The sequence below is a fragment of the Oerskovia sp. NPDC057915 genome, from assembly GCF_042887685.1.
Classification (GTDB): domain Bacteria; phylum Actinomycetota; class Actinomycetes; order Actinomycetales; family Cellulomonadaceae; genus Oerskovia.
The window spans coordinates 252,321-278,343 of the sequence record NZ_JBHVOS010000001.1 but is presented as its reverse complement, the minus strand read 5'-3'; the positions used below and the strand labels follow the sequence as shown (position 1 = coordinate 278,343).

22 protein-coding genes are annotated in these 26,023 nt (G+C 73.4%); 3 read left to right on the top strand and 19 right to left on the bottom strand.

All coding sequences use genetic code 11. The features are described from left to right. Window positions 1-7: 7 nt before the first annotated feature. From era to ACFVQ3_RS01250, 9 genes are all read right to left on the bottom strand, one after another. Window positions 8-955: a GTPase Era gene (gene era, locus ACFVQ3_RS01290; RefSeq protein ID WP_387634088.1), complete on the bottom strand. Its 948-nt coding sequence runs from the start codon at window positions 953-955 to the stop codon at window positions 8-10. Further along, window positions 952-2,427 (bottom strand): hemolysin family protein, encoded by a 1,476-nt coding sequence (locus tag ACFVQ3_RS01285; protein ID WP_387634086.1) that lies wholly within the window; start codon window positions 2,425-2,427, stop codon window positions 952-954. The genes era and ACFVQ3_RS01285 overlap by 4 nt, the downstream gene beginning before the upstream one ends. Then, window positions 2,424-2,876 carry an rRNA maturation RNase YbeY gene (gene ybeY / locus ACFVQ3_RS01280; protein WP_030151649.1) on the bottom strand — a complete coding sequence of 151 codons (453 nt, stop codon included), beginning with the start codon at window positions 2,874-2,876 and terminating at the stop codon, window positions 2,424-2,426. The genes ACFVQ3_RS01285 and ybeY overlap by 4 nt, the downstream gene beginning before the upstream one ends. Then, the gene (locus ACFVQ3_RS01275; protein WP_387634083.1) at window positions 2,876-4,003 is read right to left on the bottom strand and encodes a PhoH family protein; all 1,128 of its coding nucleotides are present in this window, start codon (window positions 4,001-4,003) and stop codon (window positions 2,876-2,878) included. The genes ybeY and ACFVQ3_RS01275 overlap by 1 nt, the downstream gene beginning before the upstream one ends. Window positions 4,004-4,145: 142 nt before the next feature. Further along, window positions 4,146-4,514, bottom strand: coding sequence for a histidine triad nucleotide-binding protein (locus tag ACFVQ3_RS01270; protein ID WP_387634081.1), 369 nt, complete (start codon window positions 4,512-4,514; stop codon window positions 4,146-4,148). A 70-nt stretch (window positions 4,515-4,584) separates the two neighbouring features. Continuing rightward, entirely contained in the window at window positions 4,585-5,421 is an 837-nt protein-coding gene (locus ACFVQ3_RS01265) for a 16S rRNA (uracil(1498)-N(3))-methyltransferase (RefSeq protein WP_387634079.1), read from the bottom strand. Between the two features lie 2 nt (window positions 5,422-5,423). Continuing rightward, a complete protein-coding gene (gene dnaJ, locus ACFVQ3_RS01260) occupies window positions 5,424-6,536 on the bottom strand; it encodes a molecular chaperone DnaJ (RefSeq protein ID WP_191788978.1) in 1,113 nt (370 codons plus the stop codon). Window positions 6,537-6,651: 115 nt separating this feature from the next. Then, on the bottom strand, window positions 6,652-7,668 hold the full coding sequence (gene hrcA / locus ACFVQ3_RS01255) for a heat-inducible transcriptional repressor HrcA (RefSeq protein WP_387634077.1): 1,017 nt from the start codon (window positions 7,666-7,668) through the stop codon (window positions 6,652-6,654). A 195-nt stretch (window positions 7,669-7,863) separates the two neighbouring features. Continuing rightward, complete coding sequence (locus ACFVQ3_RS01250; RefSeq protein WP_387634075.1) at window positions 7,864-9,324, bottom strand: MFS transporter; 1,461 nt, start codon at window positions 9,322-9,324, stop codon at window positions 7,864-7,866. 132 nt (window positions 9,325-9,456) lie between these two features. Here ACFVQ3_RS01250 and ACFVQ3_RS01245 point away from each other — a divergent pair, with 132 nt between their 5' ends. After that, the gene (locus ACFVQ3_RS01245; protein ID WP_387634073.1) at window positions 9,457-10,323 is read left to right on the top strand and encodes a DUF3097 domain-containing protein; all 867 of its coding nucleotides are present in this window, start codon (window positions 9,457-9,459) and stop codon (window positions 10,321-10,323) included. A gap of 82 nt (window positions 10,324-10,405) precedes the next feature. Here the strand turns inward: ACFVQ3_RS01245 and ACFVQ3_RS01240 are convergent, their stop codons facing one another. The 5 genes from ACFVQ3_RS01240 to lepA all read right to left on the bottom strand — a co-directional run bounded on the left by ACFVQ3_RS01240 (window position 10,406) and on the right by lepA (window position 17,820). Beyond that, entirely contained in the window at window positions 10,406-10,939 is a 534-nt protein-coding gene (locus ACFVQ3_RS01240; protein WP_387634071.1) for a DUF4870 domain-containing protein, read from the bottom strand. Between the two features lie 214 nt (window positions 10,940-11,153). Next, window positions 11,154-12,185, bottom strand: coding sequence for a hypothetical protein (locus tag ACFVQ3_RS01235; RefSeq protein WP_387634069.1), 1,032 nt, complete (start codon window positions 12,183-12,185; stop codon window positions 11,154-11,156). Between the two features lie 160 nt (window positions 12,186-12,345). Beyond that, complete coding sequence (locus ACFVQ3_RS01230) at window positions 12,346-14,238, bottom strand: acyltransferase family protein (RefSeq protein WP_387634067.1); 1,893 nt, start codon at window positions 14,236-14,238, stop codon at window positions 12,346-12,348. Between the two features lie 179 nt (window positions 14,239-14,417). Then, a complete protein-coding gene (gene hemW / locus ACFVQ3_RS01225) occupies window positions 14,418-15,821 on the bottom strand; it encodes a radical SAM family heme chaperone HemW (RefSeq protein WP_387634065.1) in 1,404 nt (467 codons plus the stop codon). A 76-nt stretch (window positions 15,822-15,897) separates the two neighbouring features. Further along, the gene (gene lepA / locus ACFVQ3_RS01220) at window positions 15,898-17,820 is read right to left on the bottom strand and encodes a translation elongation factor 4 (RefSeq protein ID WP_387634063.1); all 1,923 of its coding nucleotides are present in this window, start codon (window positions 17,818-17,820) and stop codon (window positions 15,898-15,900) included. Between the two features lie 251 nt (window positions 17,821-18,071). Between lepA and ACFVQ3_RS01215 the strand changes: the two genes are divergently transcribed. Together ACFVQ3_RS01215 and rpsT are read left to right on the top strand one after the other, a co-directional pair. After that, window positions 18,072-18,749 carry a type II toxin-antitoxin system PemK/MazF family toxin gene (locus tag ACFVQ3_RS01215; protein ID WP_387634061.1) on the top strand — a complete coding sequence of 226 codons (678 nt, stop codon included), beginning with the start codon at window positions 18,072-18,074 and terminating at the stop codon, window positions 18,747-18,749. Between the two features lie 353 nt (window positions 18,750-19,102). Then, window positions 19,103-19,363: a 30S ribosomal protein S20 gene (gene rpsT, locus ACFVQ3_RS01210; RefSeq protein WP_138824098.1), complete on the top strand. Its 261-nt coding sequence runs from the start codon at window positions 19,103-19,105 to the stop codon at window positions 19,361-19,363. A gap of 180 nt (window positions 19,364-19,543) precedes the next feature. Here the strand turns inward: rpsT and ACFVQ3_RS01205 are convergent, their stop codons facing one another. From ACFVQ3_RS01205 to ACFVQ3_RS01185, 5 genes are all read right to left on the bottom strand, one after another. Further along, complete coding sequence (locus ACFVQ3_RS01205) at window positions 19,544-20,041, bottom strand: GNAT family N-acetyltransferase (protein ID WP_387634059.1); 498 nt, start codon at window positions 20,039-20,041, stop codon at window positions 19,544-19,546. Between the two features lie 17 nt (window positions 20,042-20,058). Beyond that, complete coding sequence (gene holA / locus ACFVQ3_RS01200) at window positions 20,059-21,072, bottom strand: DNA polymerase III subunit delta (RefSeq protein WP_387634057.1); 1,014 nt, start codon at window positions 21,070-21,072, stop codon at window positions 20,059-20,061. A 278-nt stretch (window positions 21,073-21,350) separates the two neighbouring features. After that, entirely contained in the window at window positions 21,351-23,927 is a 2,577-nt protein-coding gene (locus ACFVQ3_RS01195) for a ComEC/Rec2 family competence protein (RefSeq protein WP_387634055.1), read from the bottom strand. Between the two features lie 91 nt (window positions 23,928-24,018). Continuing rightward, window positions 24,019-24,999, bottom strand: a complete 981-nt coding sequence (locus tag ACFVQ3_RS01190; RefSeq protein WP_387634053.1) for a helix-hairpin-helix domain-containing protein — start codon at window positions 24,997-24,999, stop codon at window positions 24,019-24,021. Window positions 25,000-25,106: 107 nt separating this feature from the next. Next, the gene (locus ACFVQ3_RS01185) at window positions 25,107-25,961 is read right to left on the bottom strand and encodes a DegV family protein (RefSeq protein ID WP_387634051.1); all 855 of its coding nucleotides are present in this window, start codon (window positions 25,959-25,961) and stop codon (window positions 25,107-25,109) included. Between the last annotated feature and the right edge of the window lie 62 nt (window positions 25,962-26,023).

Genomic DNA, 26,023 nt, shown 5'->3' with positions numbered 1-26,023 from the left:
GCGCACCCTAGAACCCGAGCCGGCGCAGCTGCTTGGGGTCGCGCTGCCAGTCCTTGGCGACCTTGACGTGCAGGTCGAGGTACACGCGCGCACCGAGCAGCGCCTCGATGCCCTTGCGGGCCTCCGTCCCGACGTGGCGCAACCGCGAACCGCCCCGCCCGATGATGATCGCCTTCTGGCTGTCGCGCTCCACGAAGAGGTTGACCCGCACGTCCAGGAGCGGCGGCCGACCGGTCTCCGGGTTCCCGGACCCCTCGCGCGGGACGATCTCGTCGACGACCACGGCAAGGCTGTGCGGCAGCTCGTCGCGCACGCCCTCCAGGGCGGCCTCGCGGACGAGCTCGGCGACCATCACGGCCTCGGGCTCGTCGGTCAGCTCGCCGCCGGGGTACAGCTCCGGGCCCGGCGGCAGGTGCTTGATCAGCACCTCCTCCAGCGTCTCGACCTGGAAGCCGTCCTTGGCCGAGACGGGCACGATGTCCTGCCACGCACCGAGCTGGTCCACCGCGAGGAGGTGCTTCGTCAAGGTCTCGCGGTCCACCAGGTCCGCCTTGGTCACGACCGCGACGACCGGGGTGGGTCGACGACCCTTCATCAGGTCCGCCAGCTGGGCCGCGATGTACTTGTCCCCCGGCCCGACCTTCTGGTCCGCCGGGAGGCAGAACGCGATGACGTCGACCTGCGCGAGGGTCTCGCGGACCAGGTCGTTGAGGCGCTCCCCGAGGAGCGTGCGCGGACGGTGCAACCCGGGCGTGTCCACCAGGATGAGCTGCGCGTCGGGGCGGTGCACGATGCCACGGATCGTGTGGCGGGTCGTCTGCGGTCGCCCGGACGTGATCGCGACCTTCTGCCCGACCAGGGCGTTCGTGAGCGTGGACTTGCCCGCGTTGGGCCGTCCGACGAAGCACGCGAAGCCGGCCTTGTGCTCTGCTGCTGCGTGGTCGTTCTGGGTCACCGGTGTGCTTCTCTCTCGTTCGACTCTCCCGCTCGACGCGGGGTGTCACTGGTCCGCCCGGCACGCTCCGCGCGCTCGGTGGTCGTCTGGTGGTCTCGGTGGCCGCGCTCGTGCGGCTCGGTGGGTTCACGCCGGTCGCCGCTCGACGACGCCTCGGGGTCGTCCGGGTCCTCGCGGTCGGCGGCGACGGCGCTCACGAGCACGGTCGCGAGCTGCTTGCGGCGTCCCTCGACCCGTTCGCCCGTCATGTGCACGCCCTGGGCCTCCGCGGTCGACCCGGGCAGCGGGACCTTGCCGAGAGCCTTGGACAGCAGGCCCCCGACGGTATCGACGTCGTCGTCCTCGATGTCGCGGTCGAAGAGCTCTCCGAGCTCGTCGAGGGGCAGACGCGCGGGCACCCGGAAGGTCCCGTCGCCCAGGTCCTCGACCTCGGGCCCGGACCGGTCGTGCTCGTCCGTCAGCTCCCCGACGATCTCCTCGAGCGCGTCCTCGATCGTCACGAGGCCCGCGACGCCCCCGTACTCGTCGACCACCATCGCGATGTGCGACGACGAGGCCTGCATCTCGCGCAGGAGGTCGTCGACCGGCTTGGACTCGGGCACGAAGATCGCCGGCCGGGCCACCTCCTCGACGCGTCGCGACGCCGCCTCGGGCGACTCGTGCACGACCTTGACGACGTCCTTGAAGTAGACGACGCCCACGAGGTCGTCGACCGACGTCCCCGTGACGGGCAGCCGCGAGAACCCGGAGCGCAGGAACAGGGCGAGCGCCTTGGACAGGGGCGTCGACGCGGGGGTCGTGATCATGTCGGTGCGGGGCACCATGACCTCGCGCGTGAGGGTGTCGCCGAGCTCGAAGACGGAGCGGATCATCTCGCGCTCCTCCTCCTCGATGATCTCGGACTCGTTGACGCGGTCGACCATGTCCCGCAGCTCGCGCTCGTACGGCCCGTCGGCCTCGTCCCGCGAGGCCGTGACACGCACCAGCCAGCCCGTCAGGGCGACCGCGGGCCTCAGGATCCCCGAGAGCGCCAGGAGCACCCTCACCGGGTGCTGGCGCCCGAGCGCGCGCGGCGCGACCCGCGCGAAGCCCAGCGCGACGAGGACCGCGAACAGCAGGGCCACGAGCAGCGCCTGCCACCAGTCGTCGAGCCAGGCCAGGACGAGCAGCGTCACGCAGGCGGCCGCCAGCATCTCGGCGACCACGCGCAGGAACGCGAGCGACGCCGCGGTGTGCGGGGGGTCCTCGGTCAGCGCCTGGACCCGGCGCACCCGGACCACGCGCGGCGGCAGCGGACCGGCCGCCCCACCGCCGTGCGGGCCGGTCGTGGCACCCTCGACCTCCGCGGCCGCCTCACCCACCGCCGCCCGGGTGACCCGCATGACCGCCGCCTCGCCCGCGCCGAGCGCCCCCGCGAGGACGACCCCGACGACCGCGAGGACCAGCAGCAGCGCGACGGGGACCTCTGTCATCGGCTGGCGAGGAAGGTCAGGAGCAGCTTGCGCTGGAGCGCGAACATCTCCTTCTCCTCCTCGGGCTCGGCGTGGTCGTAGCCGAGCAGGTGGAGGATGCCGTGCGTCGTGAGCAGGAGCATCTCCTCGGCCGTCGAGTGGCCCGCCGTGACCGCCTGCTGCGCGGCGACCTCGGGGCACAGCACGATGTCGCCCAGCTCGCCCGCGGGGGTCACGTCCCCGTCGCGCCCGGGACGGAGCTCGTCCATGGGGAACGACAGGACGTCCGTGGGGCCGGGCTCGTCCATCCAGCGGACGTGCAGCTCGGCCATGACGTCGGACTCGACGAACCGGATGCCGAGCTCGCTCTGCGGGTGGACGTGCATCGCGTCCAGGACGTAGCGCGCGAGGGCCGCGAACTCCGCCTCGTCGACCTCGTAGCCGGACTCGTTGTTGATCTCGACGCTCATCAGCGTGCCCCTTGCTCTCGTTGGTCTCGTGTGTCTCGTGGGCGCTCGCGGCGGGCCGTCCCGCCGCGCCCGGCGCCGTGCGCGTGGCCTCCGCCGTCGCGCGCCGGACGCGCGGTGCTCACGTCCCAGCGCGCGTACGCGTCGATGATGTCGCTCACGAGTCGGTGCCGCACGACGTCGGTGGAGGTCAGGCGGCAGAACTCGACGTCGTCGACCCCGGTCAGGACGTCCTCGATGACCCGCAGCCCCGACGGCGTGCCCCCGGGCAGGTCGACCTGCGTCACGTCGCCCGTGATGACCATCTTGGAGCCGAAGCCGAGGCGGGTCAGGAACATCTTCATCTGCTCGGTCGAGGTGTTCTGCGCCTCGTCGAGGATGATGAACGCGTCGTTCAGCGTACGGCCACGCATGTATGCCAGCGGCGCCACCTCGATGGTCCCGGCCTCGATGAGCTTGGGGATCGACTCGGGGTCGATCATGTCGTGCAGCGCGTCGTACAGGGGGCGCAGGTACGGGTCGATCTTCTCGGAGAGCGAGCCGGGCAGGAACCCGAGCCGCTCCCCCGCCTCGACGGCCGGCCGGGTCAGGACGATCCGGCTGACCTGCTTGGCCTGGAGCGACTGGACGGCCTTGGCCATCGCGAGGTAGGTCTTGCCCGTGCCTGCGGGGCCGATGCCGAACGTCACGGTGCTCGCGTCGATCGCGTCGACGTAGCGCTTCTGCCCGACCGTCTTGGGACGGATGGTCCGGCCGCGGCTCGAGAGGATGTTGAGCGTGAGGACCTCGGCCGGGCGGGTCGCGGTCGCCGCGGTGAGCATCGCGACGGAGCGCGTCACGACGTCGGGCGTGAGACGGGTGCCGGACTCGACGACCTCGACGAGCTCGTCGAGCAGCCGGGAGGCGAGCGCGACGTCGCCGACGGGGCCGGACACGGCGATCTCGTTCCCGCGGGCGTGGACGTCGATCGTGGGGAACCCGGACTCGATCGCTCGCAGGACCACGTCACCGCTGCCGAGCAGGTCCACCATCGGCACGTGGGAGGGGACGACGATACGGTGCTCGACCCGGGTCCCGGAGGGGTGCGCGGCCGCTGGGCCGTCCGGTGTGGGTGGTGTCGAAGATGGCATGAGCCGGCTTGCGCCGAGGCACTCCTTCTGCAGGTCGGGTGGTTCGTGGTGCGTCCATGATATCGAGCGTGCCCGCCCGGGTCAGGGCGAATACCGGGCGCTCCGGGCGGCCCGCTGGAGCGGACCGACGGGCGGCCTGCGGTCAGGCCGGGTTCCACCCCAGCGCGGTGCCGCCGATGACGTGCCCGTGGACGTGGAACACGCTCTGCCCGGCACGCGGCCCCGAGTTGAAGATGAGCCGGAACTGGCCGTCGGCGTGCTCGCTCGCGACCTCGTCCGCCAGGGCCACGACCCCCGCGAGGAGGTCTGGGTCGGCGGCCGCGAGCTGCGCGATGTCGCCGTGGTGGGCACGGGGCACCACGAGCACGTGGAGCGGTGCCTGCGGGTTGATGTCCTTGAACGCCACGGCCTGGTCCGTGGTCGCCACGATCGTCGCAGGGATCTCTCCCGCGACGATCTTGCAGAACAGGCAGTCCGGGTCGGTCGGGCGAGAGGTGTCGTTGCTGGTCATGACGGCAGGCTACCCCCGGCTCGCCGGCACGGCCCGGGAGGCGGGCCGTGCTCCGGCACCGCGTGCGGGGTCACTGCGCGTCGTCCGCCCCGCCCCACCGACCGAGCCGCTGGACGAGCATCGCGATCGCGACCGGGCCTGCCGTCGAGGTCCGCAGCACGTGCGGGCCGAGGCGCGCGGTCCGCGCACCGGCACCGGTCAGCGCCTCGACCTCCTTCTCGGAGATCCCACCCTCCGGCCCGACGACGACGAGCACCTCGGGTGCTCGTCCCGCCGCGGCCGCGTCCTGGGACGCGGGGACGGGCAGGGCCACCTCGGCGAGCGGGACGACGGCCTCCTCGTGCAGGACGATCACGGCACCGCCCGCGTCGACCACCTGGCGCGTACGCTCGACGAGCCCGCGCGTGTCGATCGCGAGATCCACCCGCGGGAGGCGCGCGCGCCGCGCCTGCTTGGTCGCGGCGCGCACGGTCGCGAGCCAGCGGGCGCGCGACTTGGCCGCCCGGTCGCCGCGCCACACCACGATCGAACGCTCGGCCTGCCACGGGACCACGGCGTCGGCACCGACCTCGGTCGCCGCCTCGATCGCCATCTCGTCGCGGTCGCCCTTCGCGAGGGCCTGGACCAGCGTCACGACGACGTCGGGCGCGGGCTCCTCGACGACCTCACGGACGCGCAGTCGGACGCCCGAGGGCTCGACCCCTTCGATGGTGCACCGCAGGCGCAGGCCCTCGCCGTCCACGACGTCGACCGCCTCACCGACCCCACGCCGCTGCACGACGCCCGCGTGACGCCCCTCGGCGCCGTCGAGCACGTAGAGCGAACCCGCCGGGAAACCCGCGAGGCCGTCCGTGGCCCCGCCGTCCGACGAGCTGCTCGCCTCCGCGAGGAAGACCGGCGCGCTCACGCTCAGCGTCCCGAGAGCTTGTCGCGCAGGCGGGAGAAGACCCCCGGGTGCGCGGCGGACAGACGCGGGTCGGGACGCTCCTCGCCGCGAGCCTTCGCGAGCGAGCGCAGCAGCTCCTCCTGCTCCTCGTCGAGGCCCGTGGGGACCTGGACCTCGACGTGCACGTTCAGGTCGCCGCGACCACCGGTGTGCAGGTGACCGACGCCGAGGTTCTTGAGCGTGACGATCTGACCGGGCTGGGTGCCGGGACGCAGGTCGATCTCCTGCGGGCCGTCGAGCGTCTCGAGCTCGAGGACCGTCCCGAGGGCCGCAGCCGTCATCGGCACCTGGAGCGTGCAGTGCAGGTCGTCGCCGCGACGCACGAAGACCTCGTGGTTGCGCTCGCGGATCTCGACGTACAGGTCGCCCGCGGGACCGCCCGCGGGGCCGACCTCGCCCTGCGAAGTGAGCTTGATGCGGGTGCCCGTGTCGACGCCGGCGGGGACGTTGACCGTCAGGGTGCGACGGCTGCGCACGCGCCCCTCGCCCGCGCACTCGGCGCACGGCTCGGGGATCACGGTGCCGAATCCCTGGCACGCGGCGCAGGGGGCGGTCGTCATGACCTGGCCGAGGAACGAACGGGCGACGCGCTGGACCGTGCCGCGGCCGTTGCACACGTCGCACGTACGGGGCGACGTGCCGGGGCGACAGCACGAGCCGGAGCACGTGCCGCAGATCACCGCGGTGTCGACCTGGAGCTCGCGGCGCGCCCCGAAGGTCGCCTCCGAGAGGTCGATGTCGAGGCGCACCAGGGCGTCCTGGCCGCGGCGTGCACGCGGGATCGGGCCGGTCTGCGCCTGGCCTCCCCCGAAGAACGTCTCGAAGATGTCCTGGAAGCCGAAGCCTCCGCCCATGCCGCCGCCGGCGGCCGACGGGTCCGAGCCGAGGTCGTACTGCTGGCGCTTGTCCGGGCTGGACAGCACCTCGTAGGCGCGGGACACGTCCTTGAACTTGTCCTCGGCGGCCTCGCCCGCGACGTCAGGGTGCAGCTCACGGGCCAGCTTGCGGTAGGCCTTCTTGATCTGGTCCTGGCTCGCGTCCCGGGGCACGCCCAGGATCTCGTAGTAGTCGCTCACAGGTCACTCTCTACTAGCGCACGCCGGTCCAGGACCGGCGACTTCCGACAACACCGTGCGGTGACGACCAGGGTCCGACGACCCGGTCGAGCACGCGCCGGCGCAAGAACCGAACTCATGTGGTCAGGACGCGCGACAGGTACCGCGCGACCGCGCGGACCGAGGCGATCGTCCCGGGATAGTCCATGCGGGTCGGTCCGATCGAGCCGATCAGCGCGACCGAGTCCCCCTCGTTACCGTATCCGCTCGTCACGACCGACGTTTCCGCGAGCCCCTCGAGCTGCGTCTCGTGACCGATGCGCACGCTCACCCCGGACTCCGCAGCCATCTCGGTCAACAACCCGAGCAGCACGACTTGTTCCTCGAGCGCCTCGAGGACCGGTCGCAGGGCGTGCTCGAACCTCATGCCGACCCGGGCCAGGTTGGCGGTGCCGGCGAGCACGATGCGCTCCTCCGACTCCTCGGACAGGGTCTCCTCCACGAGCAGCGCGAGCGAGCGCGCGAGGTCCCGGTGCTCGGGGCGGAACTCCTCGGCGACGTCGGCGAAGCCCTTGCCGAGCTCCGCGAGGCGCTTGCCCGCCGCGACCGCGTTGAGCCGCGTGCGCAGCTCGGCGAGGGTGGCCTCGTCCGGCGCCTGGGCGACCTCGAGGGTGCGCTGCTCGACGCGGCCCGTGTCCGTGATGATGACCACGAGCAGGCGCCGGTCCCCGACCGGGACGAGCTCGAGGTGCCGCAGGCCCGACCGGCGCAGCGACGGGTACTGCACCACGGCGACCTGGCCCGTGAGCTGGGCGAGGAGACGCCCCGCCCGGGCCACGACGTCGTCGAGGTCCACGGCCTCCGACAGGAACGTCTCGATCGCCCGCCGCTCGGGCGAGGACAGGGGCTTGATCGTCGAGAGCCTGTCCACGAACAGGCGGTACCCCTTGTCCGTGGGGACGCGCCCGGCCGAGGTGTGCGGCTGGGCGATGTAGCCGTCCTCCTCGAGGGCGGCCATGTCGTTGCGGATCGTCGCCGGGGACACCCCCAGGCGGTGCCGCTCTGCCAGGACCCGCGATCCCACCGGCTCCCTCGTCAGGACGTAGTCCTCGACGATCGCGCGCAGCACGTCGAGCCGTCGTTCCTCGCTCATGGACACCTCCTGCCGATCGTCGCGCGTTTCGCACTCTCCACCGTCGAGTGCTAATTCTACGCGGTCGTCGGAGGCGAGGGGCGCGACGTGCACAGTGTCCTCACGGGGTCTTCCCGACCGAGGCGCGGCAGGGGCCGGCCGGGCCCGACGACGCAGCCCGCCCTCCGCCGTCGGGCCACCGCCCGGCACGGCAGGTCAGACCGTCGAGGACACCCCGCCGCGCGGCGCGCCCTGCGCGTGCCGCGCCCGCAGGTCCACGACCGCGACCACGAGCGAGACCGCGACGAGCGCGACCGTGATGAGCATCGCGGTGCTCGCCGCGACGGCTCCGGTCGAGCCTCCCGCCTTGAGCGAGTAGTACGTCGAGAGGACCACGGCGATGCCCATGGCCGACCCCACGCGCTGCCCGAGCTGGAGCATGCTGCCCGCGACGCCTGCGAGCTCGACCGGGACGCGGGCCAGGGTCAGGGTCTGGTTCGGGGAGATGACGGTCCCGCTGCCGATCCCCGTGATCATCATGGTCAGGGCGATGCCCCAGCCCGCGGCCGACGAGTCGTCCCCCGTGGCCCGGATCGCGAGGACCACGCCGCCGAGCCCGACGAGCACCACCACGAGGCCCGCGACCACGAGCGGGCGCCCCCAGCGCGCGACACCGCGCCCCGCGAGCCACGACGCGACGCCCGACGCGATCGCGAACGGCATCCCGATGAGCCCCGCGTGCAGTGGCGTGAAGTGCAGGTCGTTCTGCAGGTACAGCGTCGCGACGAGGAAGATCCCCGTGAACCCCGCGAAGTACGTGATGCCGAGCAGCGTGCCGTTCCGGAACGAGGCGAGCGACAGGACGCGCGGGTCCAGGACCGGGGCGCCCGTGGTGCGCCGGTAGCGCCGCTCCCAGAGCACCGCCGCGACGACCGCGACCGCCCCGAGCGCGAGCCACCACCAGCGCCCGGGGTCGTCGTCCTGGCCCGACGTCGTGACGAACGGGAGCATGACCGCGACGGTCGCGACGGCGATGAGGACGAGGCCCACGGGGTCGAGCCTGCGCGGGCCGGGCCTGTGCACCGTCGCGGGCAGGAACCTGACGGCCAGGGGCAGCACGACCGCGATGATCGGGACGTTGATCCCGAAGATCCACCGCCACCCGTTCTCGTCGCCCGCGACCTGGAGGATCAGGCCGCCCAGGAGCGGCCCGAGCGCCGTCGAGACGCCGATCGTCGCACCGAACATGCCGAACGCCTTGCCGCGCTCGTACCCCGAGAACATCTGCTGGATGAGCCCGATGACCTGCGGGTTGAGCATGCCCGCGCTCACGCCCTGCAGGAGCCGGGCGATCGCGAGCCACTCGTCGTTCGGCGCCAGGCCCGCCGCGAGGCTCGTGAGCGCGAAGCCCACGAGGCCGGCGATGAACAACGTGCGGCGCCCGCCCGCGTCGCCCAGGCGACCGGCCGGGACGAGCGCGAGCCCGAACGCCAGGGTGTAGCCCGCGACGATGAGCTGCAGCTCGGTCGGGCCCGCGTCGAGCGCCCGCTCGATCGACGGGAGCGCGACGTTGACGATCGACACGTCGAGCATCGTGATGAAACCGACCGCGAGGCACAGCCCCAGGACGCGCCACCGCTGGGCGTCGGGCGTGGCCGGGCCGGTCGAAGTGCTCACGGGCCAGTCGTACCACGGCACGTGGGCCCGCACCCGGTGAGCGTCCCCGCCCCGGTACGACCGGAGACGACCTCGGTCGTCGCCGCGCGCCCCTTCCGGGCGCGGGCGCCACGAGCGCCTAGGGTGACGTCGGTGAGCTTCGATCGCTACGGTTCCGACGTCCTGTCCAGCGCGACCCCCGCCCCGGTCCCCCACCGCCGGCGCCCGGTCTCCCGCCCTCAGCCCGCCGAGCGCGGTCTCGTCGTCGAGGACGTCGAGACCGGCTGGGTCGGAGCCGTGGTGCGGGTCGAGAAGTCCGGCGGCATGCACGTCGTCGTGCTCGAGGACCGCGCACGCCGCACGCGCACCTTCCCGCTCGGCCCGGGCTTCTGGGTCGACGGCGAACCGGTCGAGCTGACCGCCCCCGTGACGTCGAGGGCTCCCGTCGCCCCGACGCGCACCGCGTCGGGCTCGCGCGCGGTCGCGAACGTCCGGGCGCGCGTCGCGCGCGGCAGCCGCATCTGGGTCGAGGGCAAGCACGACGCCGAGCTCGTCGAGAAGGTCTGGGGCGACGACCTGCGCATCGAGGGCGTCGTGGTCGAGCTGCTCGACGGCGTCGACAACCTCGCGGAGGCCCTCGAGGACTTCGGCCCGACGGCGGAGCGCAAGGTGGGCGTCCTGGTCGACCACCTGGTCCCCGGCAGCAAGGAGACGCGCCTGGTCGCGGAGGCCCTCAAGGGCGCGCGGCCCGGCACGGTCATGGTGCTCGGCCACCCCTACGTGGACGTGTGGCAGGCCGTGCGGCCCGAGCGCGTGGGCCTCGACGCCTGGCCGGTGATCGAGCGCGGCACCGAGTGGAAGCGCGGCATCCTGCGCGAGCTCGGGTGGCCTGCTGCCGAGCAGGCCGACGTGGCCCGCGGCTGGCAGCGCATCCTCGGGACCGTGCGCAGCTACGCCGACCTCGAACCGTCGCTGCTGGGCCGCGTCGAGGAGCTCATCGACTTCGTGACGGCCGACTGAGAACTTCCAGCCCGGCCGGCGCGCCGAGAGGGGGCGTCCTGGTCCACCCAGGACGCCCCCTCTCGGCGTGCGGTCCCCTGCGCTACCTCACGATCTTCACGTCGATCGGGTAGCTGGCCGGACGGCCGTTGCTGACGGCCTGGAACGCGATGATCCCCAGCACGAGCGACGCCACCCAGACACCGAGGACGACCAGCCCGGACAAGAATCCGGGAAGCACCCAGTTCGCGGCGAGCAGGACGAGAGCCACGGGGATCTGAAAGTTGAGCGCCTTCTTGGCCTCGACGTCCACGACGTGGCTGCGCTCGCGGAAGACGAGCCAGATCACGAGCGGCGCGAGGAACCCGAGGATCCCACCCAGGAGGTGGGACAGGCTCGCCCAGGTCTTGGTGTCGGCGGGCGACAGCGGGGCGGCCGCGCCACCCGGGTAGCCCGGCGGCGGGTACTGGCCCTGGGGCGGGTACTGCCCCTGCTGGCCCGCGGGAGGGCCGTAGGGGGCCTGCTGGCCGGGCTGGCTCGGCTGGCCGGGCTGGCCGCCAGGGGTGCCGGGCTGGTCCGTCGGGGGCACGTACTGCCCGTAGTCGGGGACCTGGTCGGAAGGGTGCTGGCTGCTCATCGGGGCCTCTCTACGGACGGACCGGACCGTTCAGGACGGACCGGGCGCTTCACGCTAGCCGGTCCAGGGCACACGCGGCCACCGTGCCCGTCCCTCGACCTGGCCCGTTCACCCGGTACGTACCCGGGGCGCTCCCGGGGTACACGACGACGGGCCGTCCCGCGCACCCGGGACGGAGGTGCGGCACGGCCCGTCGTCGCGGGTGGTCCCGAGGTCAGGCGGGCTGCTCACCCACCAGACGGCGGTAGGCGTAGGCGACCGCGATGTAGGACAGCGGAAGGGTCACCAGGAGCCCGACGAGGCAGACCAGGAAGCCCAGGATGTTGATCCCGAACAGCGCCAGGAGCAGCAGGAACACCGACCCGAAGTTCTTCGAGACGAGCGACCAGCTGGACTTGATCGCGGTGATCGCGTCCTGCTCCTTGTCGAGCGTGAAGTAGTAGACGAACGCCGAGAAGATCGCGACCGCGATCCCGGGCAGGACGCACAGGATCGTGCCGACGATCGTCATGACGGCCACGAGGAAGGCGGCCAGCAGGACGTTGCCCACGTTGGCGATCCGGAAGAACGCCGCGACGTCGGGCTTGCGGCCCTGGGTCTCGTCGAGGGCGCCCCGGGAGTAGAACGCGGCGATCAGGTAGCTGATGATCACGCCCACGATCGACAGGAGCGTGCCGACGAATCCCAGCCCCAGGGCCGCACCCATGCTGGTGTCGGTGAACCCGTCGGTGCGGTACTCCGAGAACTGGTTGAACCCGCCGGAGATCCAGCTGAAGATCACGTTGATCAGCAGGAAGATCAGCATCGCGAGGATCCACGGGCCGGGGTTGGCCCAGAACTTCTTCCACCCGAAGCCGATCGCGTCACCGACCGAGAACGGGGCCGCCCCGGCGTACGCGGGCTGGCCGGGGGGCGGGTAGGCGCCGGCCGGCGGCGGGTACGGAGGCTGCTGCCCGCCGGCAGGAGCGCCGTAGGGCTGCGCGCCCGGGGGTGGCGTCGGGGCTCCGTAGGGCGGCGCGACCGGGGGCCCCGGCTGAGCAGGTGGCGTCGGCTGGACCGGCGGGGTCGGCTGGGCCGGGGGCTGCGTGGGCGGCGTCACCGGAGGCTGCGTGGGCGGCTGGCTCGGCGGCACGGGCTCGGCAGGAGGTTGCGCGGCGGCACCGGGGTCCGGCGTGCTCGCGTAGGGGTTCTGCGGGGTCGGCTCGTTCTCTTCCGGCGGCGGCCCGCCTGCGGTGTTGTCGCTCATCGTGATCCCTCGGGTCGGCGGGGTGGCAAGCCACACTGTGAACGGACTGTGACGATCGAACATTTCACAGATCACCCTCAACGATGGGGCGTTCGGGCCATTCCCGCCACACGAGGCACGATGCGCACAGGACGCCCGCTCGGGCGCCGCACGGGAGGAGTCAGGGACCGCGGAGCGCGACCGCCTGCGCCAGGCCGCCCGAGACGACCCCCGCGTAGAGCGACGTCCCCTCGGAGGTCGGGTGCACGCCGTCGGGCCCGAGCAGCGCCGGCTGGGAGGCGATCGTGCCGCTCCAGTCCGCGACCACGACGTTCCCGTGGCGCTGGGACGCGCCGACGAGCTCGGCGTTCGTGACCGGCACCCACGACCGGTCGGCGTACCCCGTGACGAGGACGACCGTGTGGTCGGGGCCGATCGCGGCGAGGACCTTGTCCATCATCGCGGCGTCGACGGTGCTGTTCGTCCCGAGCGAGAGCACCACGAAGGGCCGCAGGTTCCCGGCCGCCCGGACGGCGTCGACCAGCCCGACGGCGTCCTTCATCTGCCGGGCGACGGCACCGTCGATCAGCACGCCGGGAAGCGCCGCGGTCAGCGCGGGCGCGCTCGCGAGCGTGACCGAGTCGCCGACGATCGTGACCTGGTCGCCGGGCGGGGGCGTCGGCGCCGCGGGCGGGGCGTCCGGCGCGGGCTCCGCAGGGACCGGCGCCACCTCGGGAGCCGGTGCCGCCGGAGCCTCACCGCCGGGCTGCTGGGTCAGCGCCGCGACCTCCGCGCCCGCCCGGATCTGCGCCTCGACCGAGGACGTCGCTGGCGCACGCACGAAACCCGTGACCGCGAGCCCGACGACCACCACGACCCCACCGACCGTGAGCCACCCGCGGACCGGCAACGGGTTGCGGCCCGACGCGCCTCGGCGGAGCCACGCCACCACGGTCCGCACGTAGCCTCCGAGGCCCCGCCCCATGACGGGACGCTCGACGTACCGGTAGGACAGCGCGGCGGCACCGAACGTCACGACCGACGCGACGAGCGCGACCCACGGTCCAGGGCTGGCGTAGAGCCCTCCGCCCCCGGCGAGCGCGGCGGCCAGGACGAAGACGGGCCAGTGCCACAGGTACAGGCCGTACGAGCGCGCGCCGACCCAGCCCACCGGCCCCCGGTCCAGCAGCCTGCCGAGACCCGGTGCGTGCAGCACGAGGTTGACGACCCCGGCGGTCGCGAGCGACACGACGAACAGCCCACCCCGGTAGGTGACGCCGTCGTCCCACGGCATCCAGAGCATCGCGACGACCAGGACGACGGCGCCCGCGAGCCCCGCACCCACGACGAACAGGGTCCCCCGGCGCGTCGTGGTCCGCGGCGCCTCCCGGACGAGCGTCGGCCTGCCCGTGCGCAGGTGCCAGAACGAGAGGAACGCACCGATCATGAGCCCGAACAGGTGGGTGTCGGTGCCGAAGTAGACCCGGGTCGGGTCCGTTCCGGGCGAGTACAGGACCGCCATCGCGACGGCAGACCCCACGGCGAGCACCCCCGCCAGGACCAGGGCCCGGCGCCGGGTGATCCGTAGCGCGAGCACGGCGAGGACCACGAGCGGCCACACCAGGTAGAACTGCTCCTCGACGGCGAGCGACCACAGGTTCGCGAAGATCTGGGGTGCCAGCCCCCCGGAGTACGTGCTGCCCTGGGCGATGTAGACCCAGTTGCTCGTGAACGTGGCGGCGCCGGCCACCTGCGCCCCGATCCCCACCAGGAGGTCACCCCCGACGAGCCCCGCGGCAGCCGTGCACACGAGCACGACCAGGCCCAGCGCGGGCAGGAGCCTGCGGGCTCTTCGCACCCAGAACCGGGACAGGGACACCGCCCGCCGCGCCCGGAACTCCCGGACCAGGAGCGTCGTGATGAGGAACCCGGAGAGCACGAAGAAGATGTCGACGCCCACGTACCCGCCGGGGAGGACCTGCGGGGCGAAGTGGAAGACCATGACCGAGAGCACGGCCAGCGCACGCAGTCCGTCGAGCCCGGCGATCCGTCGGTACCGGACCGTCGGTCGCACCGGTCGTGACGGACGATGCCCGCCGGGAGCCGGTGGACTCTCCGGCGGTGGCCCGACGAGGGACCGGTCCGGCGCCGCGAGGTCGAGGTCGGCCGGTCGCAGTCGCTGCCACACGTCGACGCGGTCGGTCGAGGTCCCGGCTGCTCCGGCCTGTGCCCGAGCCGACTGCCCTACCGTCGTCACCCGTCCGTCAGCTCCCGTACCACCGTGTCCGCCAGCAACCGTCCCCGCAGGGTCAGCACCCCGCGGCCACGGATCGCCGCCTTGCCGTCGAGGAGGCCCGCCGCGACCATGCCGGCCACGTTGCGTCGACCCACCTCGGTAAGGACGCTCAGGTCCAGTCCTTCACGCAGTCGCACCCCGAGCATGACGCGCTCGAGGTGAGCCTCCGCGACGGTCAGGAGCTCTCGTCCGGCCGCCGGGCTGCTGCCCGCCTCGAGCAACGCCGCGTACCGTCGCGGGTGCTTCACGTTCCACCATCGCACGCCCTCACGGCCGCCCGGCGCAGGCGCGGCCGCGTCGTCGGACGCGTCGTCGGGAGCGCCGGTGAGGTCCGCGGAGCCCTCGGAACCATCTGTACGGTGCGAGACCCCTCCGATGTACGAGTGCGCCCCGGGACCGATCCCCCACCAGTCCTCGCCCCGCCAGTACGCCAGGTTGTGGCGGCACACGAACGCCGGGTCCGCTGCGACGGTGCCCGGCGCCTGGGCGTCGTCGGCCCGCGCCCGCCGGGCCCAGTTGCTGACCTCGTACCACTCCAGCCCGGCCGCGGTGAGCAGCTCGTCCGCAAGCTCGTACTTCTCGGCCTGGTCGTCCTCGCTGGGCAACGAGATGTCCCCGCGGCGCACCTGCGCGGCCATCTTCGTGCCCTGCTCGACGACGAGCGCGTACGCCGAGACGTGGTCGACCCCCGTCGCGAGCGCGGCCTCGAGGCTCGTCCGCCAGTCGTCGAGGCTCTCGCCGGGCGTCCCGTAGATGAGGTCGAGCGACACCGCGAGCCCCGCGTCGCGCGCCCAGCGCACCACGTCGGGGATGCGGCGCGGGTCGTGCGTCCGCTCGAGCGTCGCGAGCACGCGCGGCACGGCCGACTGCATCCCGAACGACACGCGCGTGAACCCCGCCGCGGCGAGCTCCGCGAGCGACTCCGGGGTCACCGAGTCCGGGTTCGCCTCGGTCGTGACCTCGGCGCCGGGGACCAGGCCCCAGGCGTCACGCACGCCCGCGAGCATGCGCCCCAGGTCGCCTGCCGGCAGGAGGGTCGGGGTACCGCCGCCCACGAACACGGTCGAGACCGGGCGCGAGGCCAGGCCGGCACGTTCCATGACCCGCTGCGCGAGCTCGATCTCGCGCAGCGCGGTGTCGGCGTACGACGCCTGGCTCGCACCGCCACCCAGCTCGGAGGCCGTGTACGTGTTGAAGTCGCAGTACCCGCAGCGGACCGTGCAGAACGGCACGTGCAGGTACACACCGAAGTCACGACCCGCGTGGTCGTCCGGCCCCGCCCCGGCGGGACCGGCACCCACCCACGCGGGCAGAGCGCCGTCGTCGGGCACGGGGATGCCGTCCGGGAGCGCCGGGCTCATGCCCGCTCCCCGGACGCCGCGGAGCGCGCGGCCCCCAGCACATCGAGGACCACGCGCTCACGAGAAGAGCAGCACATCACTTCTTGGACTTGTCCTTCGCGTCCTTGCCGCCGCTGCTGCCCGCGCCGTCGGAGGACAGCGCCGCGATGAACGCGTCCTTGGGGACCTCGACCGTACCGATCGTCTTCATGCGCTTCTTGCCCTCCTTCTGCTTCTCGAGCAGCTTGCGCTTGCGGCTGATGTCTCCGCCGTAGCACTTGGCGAGCACGTCCTTGCGGATCGCGCGGATGGTCTCGCGAGCGATCACCCGCGCACCCACGGCCGCCTGGATCGGGACCTCGAACTGCTGACGCGGGATGAGCTCCTTGAGCTTCTCCGTCATCATGACGCCGTACGAGTACGCCTTGTCCTTGTGCACGATCGCGCTGAACGCGTCGACGGTCTGGCCCTGGAGCAGGATGTCGACCTTCACGAGGTCCGCAGCCTGCTCGCCCGACAGCTCGTAGTCGAGCGACGCGTAGCCGCGGGTCTTGGACTTGAGCTGGTCGAAGAAGTCGAACACGATCTCCGCGAGGGGCAGCGTGTACCGCAGCTCGACGCGCTCCTGCGACAGGTGGTCCATGCCGCCCAGCACACCGCGCTTGCCCTGGCACAGCTCCATGACCGCACCGATGAACTCGGTCGGGCACAGGATCGTGGCCTTGACGATCGGCTCACGGATCTCGCCGATCTTGCCGCCCGGGAACTCGCTCGGGTTGGTCACCGTGACGACCGAACGGTCCTCCAGGGTCACCTCGTAGACCACGTTCGGGGCGGTCGAGATGAGCTCGAGGTCGAACTCGCGCTCGAGGCGCTCGCGCACGATCTCGAGGTGCAGCAGGCCAAGGAAGCCCACGCGGAACCCGAAGCCCAGCGCGACCGAGGTCTCGGGCTCGTAGTTGAGGGCGGCGTCGTTCAGCTTGAGCTTGTCGAGCGCGTCGCGCAGCACCGGGTAGTCCGAGCCGTCGATCGGGTACAGCCCCGAGAACACCATGGGCTTGGGGTCGCTGTAGCCGCCGAGCGCCTCGTCCGCGGGCTTCGCGGCATTCGTGACCGTGTCGCCGACCTTGGACTGGCGCACGTCCTTCACACCCGTGATGAGGTAGCCGACCTCGCCCACCCCGAGCCCCTTGGTGGGGTGCGGCTCGGGTGCGCTCACGCCGATCTCGAGGAGCTCGTGCGTCGCCTTGGTCGACATCATGACGATCTTCTCGCGCGGGTTCAGGCTGCCGTCGACCACACGGACGTACGTCACGACGCCGCGGTAGGTGTCGTACACCGAGTCGAAGATCATGGCGCGCGCCGGGGCGTCGGCGTCCCCCTGCGGGGCCGGCACCTCCTCGACGATGCGGTCCAGGAGGTCGGTCACGCCCATGCCCGTCTTGCCCGAGACCTTCAGGACCGTCGACGGGTCGACACCCACGAGGCCCGCGATCTCCTCGGCGTACTTCTCGGGCTGCGCGGCCGGCAGGTCGATCTTGTTGAGCACCGGGATGATCGCGAGGTCGTTCTCCATCGCGAGGTACAGGTTCGCGAGGGTCTGCGCCTCGATGCCCTGCGCGGCGTCCACGAGCAGCACGGCCCCCTCGCACGCGGCGAGCGAGCGCGAGACCTCGTACGTGAAGTCGACGTGCCCGGGCGTGTCGATCATGTTCAGGGCGTAGGGCACCAGCGGGGCCGACGTGTCGTCCGGGTCGTCTCCCTCGCGGACCGCCCACGGCATGCGCACGGCCTGCGACTTGATCGTGATGCCACGCTCACGCTCGATGTCCATGCGGTCGAGGTACTGCGCACGCATGGCTCGCGCGTCGACGACGCCGGTGAGCTGCAGCATGCGGTCGGCCAGCGTGGACTTGCCGTGGTCGATGTGCGCGATGATGCAGAAGTTGCGCAGCAGCTCGGGCGGCGTCGCCGCGGGCTGGATGCGGGTGCTCAGCTGGGCGCTGGGGATCGGGGACAACGGGGGTGCGCTCCTGTGGTGGGTCAAGACGGGGCGGCGGACGGCGCCCGCCCCTGCGGATCGGTGCTCGACGACGGAGCGTGAGCCGCCGGGACGTGCCCGGCAGGTCGCTGGTCGTCGCACGCAGGGTCGGACAGCAGCCACCATTGTCCCACGACCCCGCACACGCGAGGCTCACCGTCCCCCGATGGCCGGGCCCGCAGGGCCCCGCACGCAGGTCAGGGCCCCGGCGGTCCGGGTAGATTGCGGGCGTGGCTCAGAACAAGTGGATCTCCCTGCTCACGGACGCGGCGCGCGCGATCCTCGGCGCGCTCGACAGCTCGTCCCGCTCCGGTGACGGGGCAGGCGCCCGCAAGCCCTCCGGCCCGACGACGTCGGGCACCCCGCGCGGGGTGGCGCCGCGCCCGCAGACGGGAGCGACGGCGTCGGGCACGCGCGCCAAGCCCGGACCGCAGGCCGGCACCCGCGGGCACGGCAGGCCCGCCGGCCCCGCGACGTCGAGCGGGCCCCAGCCCGGCACGGGCACCTACCCCGGTGACTACACGGACCGCGTGCGAGCCGAGTACTCCCCCCAGCTCGACGGCGACCCGGACCCCGGCGAGATCGTGTGGACCTGGGTGCCCTTCGAGGAGGACCACTCCCAGGGCAAGGACCGGCCCGTGCTGCTCGTCGGTCGCGACGGTGGATGGCTGCTCGCGACCATGCTCACGAGCAAGGACCACTCGCGCGACGCCGCCGACGAGGCGCGCTGGGGGCGGCACTGGCTCGACATCGGCTCCGGCCCCTGGGACTCCCGCGGCCGCGACAGCGAGGTGCGCCTCGACCGCGTGATCCGCGTCGACCCCGGCGCGGTGCGCCGCGAGGGCGCCGTCATGGACCGCCGCACGTTCGAGACGGTCGTCCGCGAGATGGGCCGGATCCAGGGCTGAGCGCTCGCTGGCCGGGTGCACGTGGTGCACGTGGGTGCGCCTGGGCGCGCCTGGGCGCACCCGGAGGCCGGTCCGGGCGGGATGGCGGGCCGTGGTGGGCTGCGGTGGGTCGCGGGCCGCGGTGGGCTGCGGCGGGTCGCGGGCCGCGGTGGGCTGCGGTGGGTCGCGGGCCGCGGGTGAGCATTCTGGCTGATCTCGCGGTCGGCTGGTAGTCTAGGTGGCTGCGTGTCCGCCCAGGTCGGCGGGCACAGTTCCAGCTCCTCTCCAAGGGTTCCCCACCCCCAGTCCCGGAGCTGGAATCGCCCTCTACGACCTATTCGATCGCTTCGGCGAACACACCAGAAAGTCCACACGTGGCAAACATCAAGTCTCAGATCAAGCGCATCAAGACGAACGAGAAGGCTCGTCTGCGCAACAAGGCCGTCAAGTCGGAGCTCAAGACGAACGTTCGCCGCGTTCGCGAGGCCGTCGCCGCCGGTGACAAGGAGGCCGCTGCCAGCGCCCTCGTCACCGCGTCGAAGAAGCTCGACAAGGCAGTCTCCAAGGGTGTCATTCACCAGAACCAGGCTGCGAACCGCAAGTCGGCTCTGTCGAAGGCCGTCAACGCTCTCTGAGCGTGACAACTCCCTTCCACGCGTGACCTTGTGCGCCCTTGATCCACCTCGGGCCGCACGGTGAACGTCGAGAGGCGCTGCTCCCTCCACGGGGCAGCGCCTCTCGTGCGTCCGGGGCACGGCGGGCCGTGAGTCCTTGGCACCACCGGATCGGGTGCTCGCGCGGGGCGGGTCGTGCCGTCAGGCGCGGCCCGCGCCCAGGTCTGCCCGGAGGAGCACGCCGCTCCCGCCCGTGAACCGGATCGTGTGGAACGACGCCGCACGCGCCACCTCGCGGAACCCCAGACCCTCGTGCAGCGCGAGCGATGCGACGTTGGTCGCGTTCACGACGCAGCAGACGAAGCCCGCACGCCCGGCCACCCAGTCCATGCGTGCCCGGGTCAGCGTGCCCCCGACGCCGCCGCGCCGGAAGTCCGGGTCGACGGTGACCCCTCCGAGGTAGTGGCCGACCGGTGCCGGGCCGTCCTCGTACGACCACCAGTGAGTCTTGCCCCAACCGACGACCACGCCGTCCACGGTCGCGACGACCACGACCCGTTCCGGGTCGGTCAGGGCGAGCACGAGCTGGTCCCGGTCCGTGCCACGACGGGCACGACGCTCGACGTCGGCGACGGCGTCCAGGTCGTCCTGGGTCGCAGGCCGGACCCGCACGCCGGGACGGTCGTCCTGGCCCGGCATTTCACGCCCCTGTGGGCTCAACGTCCTGAGCCGTGCGCCCCGGCGATCGTCAGCACCGCACGCTCGACCGCGAACACCGGGTCACGGCCGCCGCCCTTGACCTCGGCGTCCGCCTGCGCGACAGCGGTGATCGCGGCGGCGAGCCCCTCGGGGGTCCAGCTCGACAGGTCCTTCTTCGCACGGTCGATCTGCCAGGGGGCGAGCCCCAGGTCCTTGGCCGAGACTCCCCCGCGGCCGCGCATCGCGGCGACCTTGGCGAGCGTGCGCAGCTTGATCGCGAGCACCGCGACGAGCGGCACGGGGTCGACCCCGGTCGCGAGCGCGTGCCGCAGCAACGACACGGCCTCGCCGGCCCTGCCCGCGACGGCCGCGTCGGCGACCCGGAACCCCGTGGCCTCGACCCTGCCCCCGTAGTACCGGTCGACCGTTGCGGCGCTGATCGTGCCCGTCGTGTCGGCGACGAGCTGCGCACACGCGCTCGCGAGCTCACGCAGGTCGTTGCCGAGCGCCTCGACGAGCGCCTTGACCGCGCCGGCATCCGCCCGACGCCCCGCGGCCTTGAACTCCGCGGCGACGAAGGAGAGCTTGTCGGCGTCCTTCTTGATGGCCTCGCACGCCACGACGGGGGCACCGCTCGCCCGGATCGCGTCGAGCATCTTCTTGCCCCGCACCCCGCCGCCGTGCACGATCACGACCGTCGTGTCCGGGTCGGGCGAGGCCACGTAGTCCACGACGTCCGGGATGAGTGCGTCGGCCGCTGCCTCCGCGCCTCGCACGACCACGAACTTGGGCTCGCCGAAGAGCGACGGGCTCGCGGCGACCGTCAGCATGCCGGACTCGTAGGTCACGGCCTCGATCTCCGACTTCTCCGCCTCCGGGTCGCGCGCACGTGCGAGCCCGAGCAGCGAGTCGACGGCGCGCTCCGCGAGCAGCCCCTCGGGTCCCTGCACGAGCACCACGGGCGCGAGCTCGACAGCGTTCCAGGCGAGCGTCACGGACGGGCGGGAGGTGCGGGAGGGAGCGGCAGCCATGGGCACAACGATCCCACGGGCCACCCACCCGCAGCACATCCCGCGACACGTCCCGGGTGCGGACCGCAGGTGCCCGCCCCGGTGCCGAGCATGCGGTTGGCGTCGTGATCGGCCCGATTCCGGACGACAACCGCATGCTCGACGTACCGCAACCGCATGGTCGGCGGTCGAACCGGCTCGGCTCGTCCCGATCAGACCGATCAGCCAGCCAGCCCGGCCAGCCGTCCTGGTCAGCCCGATCACCCGTCCCAGCCATCCATCCCGATCAGCCAGCCCGATCAGCCGTCCTCGCAGCCCGCGACCGCGAGCGCCCCGTCACGCACGACGAGCGCGAACGTCCCGCACCGGTCGGTGCGCAGGACTGCTGCCCCGACGCTCTCGTAGAGGTCGAGCGCGGCATCGGTCGGGTGGCCGTAGGTGTTCTCGCCCGAGCTCACGATCGCGACCGTGGGGCTCAGGGTCGCGGCGAGCCCGGGCGACTGGACGCGGGACCCGTGGTGCGCGACCTTGACGACGTCGACGTCGGCTCCGCCGGCGCGGGACCGCAGCGTCCGGTCGAGGGTCTCCTGTCCGCTGTCCTCGAGGTCGCCGAGCGCGACGAGCGTGAGCCGAGGGGTCGTGACGAGCAGGGCGATGCTCGCGTCGTTCGCTCCTCCGTCGGCCTCGGCGAGGGTGGGCCGACCTCGCTGGCGGCTCGGCGTCGGGTCGCTGGACGTGGTGCCGCGCCCGGCCTGCAGCACCTCCCACGTCACGTCGCCGAGCACCCCGCCGGCCCCGGGCTCGGCGATCTCGACGAGCACCCCGCGGCCGGTCAGGTCGTCGAGGACCCGCTCGGCCTGGTGGGCAGGGTCGCCGAGGCCGGTCACGAGCGCCCGGTCGACCTGGCGTCCGTCGAGCACCGCGTCGAGCCCGCCGACGTGGTCGGCGTGGAAGTGGGTGAGCACGAGCAGGTCGAGGCGCTCGATCCCGAGCTCGTCGAGGCAGGTCCCCGCGGCGTCCCCTGCGGGCCCGACGTCGACCATGAGGCCGCGCCCGGCCCCGGTGCGGACCACCAGTCCGTCGCCCTGCCCGACGTCGCAGGCCGCGACCGCCCAGTCGTCCGGCACGTCACGTCCTGCGGGGGCTATCCAGCGCGGCCACGCGAGCACCACGCACCCGGTGGTCGCCACGGCGACCATCACCCAGGCGACCAGGAGGCGAAGGGTCGCGCGACGCCGTCGGGCGGTGAACGCCTCACGCGCGCCCGTTCGCACCGCCGTGCGCCACGTGTGCGGCCACCCGCTGCCGCGGCTCCACGGCACCCGCATCCCGGCCAGGCTCGCGACCCACCGCCAGCGCCACACCAGGACCAGCCCGACGACGGTCAGCACCGCGAGCGCCGCCGCGCCACCGATCCCGCCTGGCCAGGGCATCCGGGCCCCTGGCAGGCCTGCGAAGGAGCGCGCGACCGCGGCGATCCACCACGACGCCATCCCTGCGGGCCACGCCAGGGCCACCCCGGCCGAGGGGAACCACGGAGCCACGAGGGTCGCGAGCACCCCGAGCACGGTCGCCGGGACGAGCGCCGGCGCGGCGACCAGGTTGGCCGGCACCGCGTACGTCGCGACCGACGGGTCGAGCAGCACGAGGATCGGTGCGCACGCGAGCTGCGCCGTCAGCGGGACGGCGAGCGCGAACGCGGGCACCGTGCCGATCCACGGCGTGAGACGCCGCGCGAGGGGCTGGGTCCCGAGGACCAGGGCGGCCGTCGCGACGCTCGACAGCACGAACCCGTACGACCGCGCGAGCCACGGGTCCAGCACGAGGAGCACCACGACGACCGCCGCGAGCGCCGGGAGCGCCCTGGACGGCCGCCCCAGCCCGATCCCCACGAGCCCGACGGCGCCCATCGCCGCAGCGCGCAGCACGCTCGGGTCGGGGTGGACCAGGAGCACGAAGCCCGCCATGACAGTGCCCGTCACGACGACGCGCACCCCGCGTGGCGCCCGGGCAGTGGCGCACAGCGCCGTCACGGTCGCGACGACGATCGCGAAGTGCCCGCCCGAGACGGCGGTCACGTGCGTCAGCCCCGTGGTCCTGAGCGCTTCGTCGAGCTCGTCGTCGATGTGCGACGTGTCGCCGACCGCGACGCCCGGCAGCAGCGCCCGCGCATCGGCGGGCAGTCCGTCCGAGACCGTGAGGAGGTCGGCCCGCAGGGTGTTGACGATCCCCAGCGCGGGGACCGGGGCACGGGTGACCGTGGGCGGCCCGGTCGCGACGAGCGTCGCCACGGCCTTGTCCCCGGGGTCGGTCGGCATCAGCGTGCCCGACGCCCGGACCTCGCTCCCGTAGGCCAGGTCGCCCCACGTGACGTCCGCGAGGACGTCGACGTGCCCCCCGGCAGGGCCTGCGGCGCCGCGGCCCGCGAGCGCGTCCAGGGCCAGCGTGGTACGGACCGAGTCCGCCGCCCCCGACCAGGGGTTCGTGACCACCTCCGGTTCGCCCACGACCCTCCCGAGGACCTCGACCGTCGCGCCCTGGTCAGCGAGGTCGGCGGTACCGCCCCGGTCGCGGGCGACGAGGTGCACCGTCCCGGCCGCCAGCACGGCCAGCACGCAGGCCGCGACCAGGGTGCACTGCCCGAGCCACGGACGCCCAGGGGTCCGCGGCTCCGGGACGCGGGCCGCCGTGACTCCGCGCGGGTGCCGCGCAACGAGCAGCAGCACCCCGAGGAGGACCACGGACGCCGTGCCCACGACGGTCCCCACCAGGGCGGCCTCGGGCTCGGCGCCCGCGAGCCACCACGCGCTCCCCCAGGACGCGAGCGCCGCGGGCACGAGCCGGAGGTCCGTCGCGGTCGCCCGCGGGGGACGCACCGGGGCGTCCGGTGGCGCCGGCCGGTCGGCCGGGCCGGGGGACCGCCGGGGTGACGGGACCTCCCGGGTGACCTGGTCGTCGCGCACCGTCTCAGACCTTCACCTGGTCGCGCAGCCTCGCGAGCAGCGCGTCCCCGATCCCGCTCACCTCCCCCAGCTCCTCGACGGTCGTGAACGGGCCGTTCGCCTCTCGCCACTCGACGATGCGGGCCGCGAGCACCGGACCGATCCCGGACAGTCCGTCGAGCGCGGCCTCGTCGGCCGTGTTGAGGTCGACCGGGCCGTCCGACGTCCCACCCCCGGCCGCAGCCCCCGGGGCGGCGGCCACGACCTCACCCGGCCTCGGCACGACGATCTGCTCGCCGTCCACGACCTCCCGCGCCAGGTTGACCCCTGCGAGGTCGGCGTCCGGCGTGGCGTCCCCGGCCGCCGTGAGCGCGTCCGCGACGCGGGACCCCTCGGGCACGGTCACGAGCCCGGGCGCGGCCACGGCCCCGACCACGTGCACGACGACGTCGCCCACCCCGGGTGCAGGGTCACCGTCCCCGGCACCGGCCCCGGGGGTGCTGGACGCGACCCCGGGGACACCGTCGTCCCCGGGCGCAGCGAGGTCCTCGCGCCCCGGGGTCCCCGCCACCGTGCGCTCGGCACCGAGGGCCGCGACGGGACGCAGGTCGTCACCGTCGGTGAGCGTCCACGCCGCCACCCCCGCCGCGAGCAGCAGGACCGCGACCGCGGCGACCACCGCGGTCCTCGCCCCGGCCGACCAGCGGCGCGGACCGCCGTCGGGCACGTGCTCGAAACCCGAGTGCGTCGTCGGGTGACCGTTCGCCGCGGTGTACGCCTCGGCGACCGCGTGCAGAGGACCGTGCCGGGGGGCCGGCTCGTCCCGCAGGTCGCTCTCGCCCTCGCGAGTCCTCCTGGGAGGTGCGGTCGAGGGCCGCAGGGGGTCGTCGCTCGACACCGGGTCGAGGGCCGCGTCGACGCTTCGTAACCGCCGCAGCCGGTCCCCTCCGCCGGGGTGCGGCAGGTCGTCGTCGGCGGTCGGTGGGCGCGTCCGGGAGAAGGTCACCCGGGCACGCTAGGCCCCTGGCCCCACCGCTGGCCGGGCACGACGACGGCGCTGTGGACACGACGCACGGAGGCCGACCTGTGCACGGCCGACAGTCCCGGGACGACCTACGGCGCGCGGTCCGCCACGACGATCGCCAGCACACCGGGTCCCGCGTGAGCCCCGACGACCGCGCTCACGGGCGTGACCGCCGCCCGCACCCCGGTCTCGTCCCACAGCCGGTCGGCCACGTCTCTCGCCGCACCGTCGTCGCCCAGGTAGTGCACCGCGAGCTCGGGCTCGCCCCGACGCTCGACCGAGTCGACCGCCACCTGGACCAGCCGGTCGACCGCAGCGCCGCGCGTCCGGACCTTCTGGATCACCTCGATCCGGCCGTCGCGCACCGCGAGCAGCGGTCTCACGCCGAGCACGGTACCGAGCGTCGCGGCCGCCACACCCAGACGGCCACCGCGGCGCAGGTGGTCGAGCGACTCGACCATGAAGATCGCTCGGCTCGAGTCAGCGACCGCGATCGCACGGCGGGCCACCTCGTCGACCGTGCCGCCGTCCGCCGCGACGTCGGCCGCCGCGAGCGCCGCGAAACCCAGCCCCATCGCGACGGTCCGGGAGTCCACGACCCGCACCGGCACCGGGGAGCGCGTCGCGGCGAGCGCCGCCGCGTGCACCGTGCCCGACAGGTCGCCCGACAGGTGGATCGAGACGATCGACCGCGCACCGGCCCGAGCCGCCGCCTCGTAGGCCGTGACCAGGGCGTGCGGTGTCGGCTGCGAGGTCGTGACCCGCTCGCCCGCGCCGATCCGGTCCGCGACGTCGTCGGGCGACACGTCGACGCCCTCGAGGAACACCTCGTCCCCGGCCAGCACGTGCAGAGGCACCACGGACAGCGCCGGGTGGTCACCGGCAGGGAGGGAGGCGGTCGAGTCCGTGACGACGTGGACGGCCGGGTGCTTCGCAGGACTCATCTCCGGGACACCTTACGTGGCAGCCGCCAGCCGTCGCATCCTGCGCCGCGCGCTCACCGGGG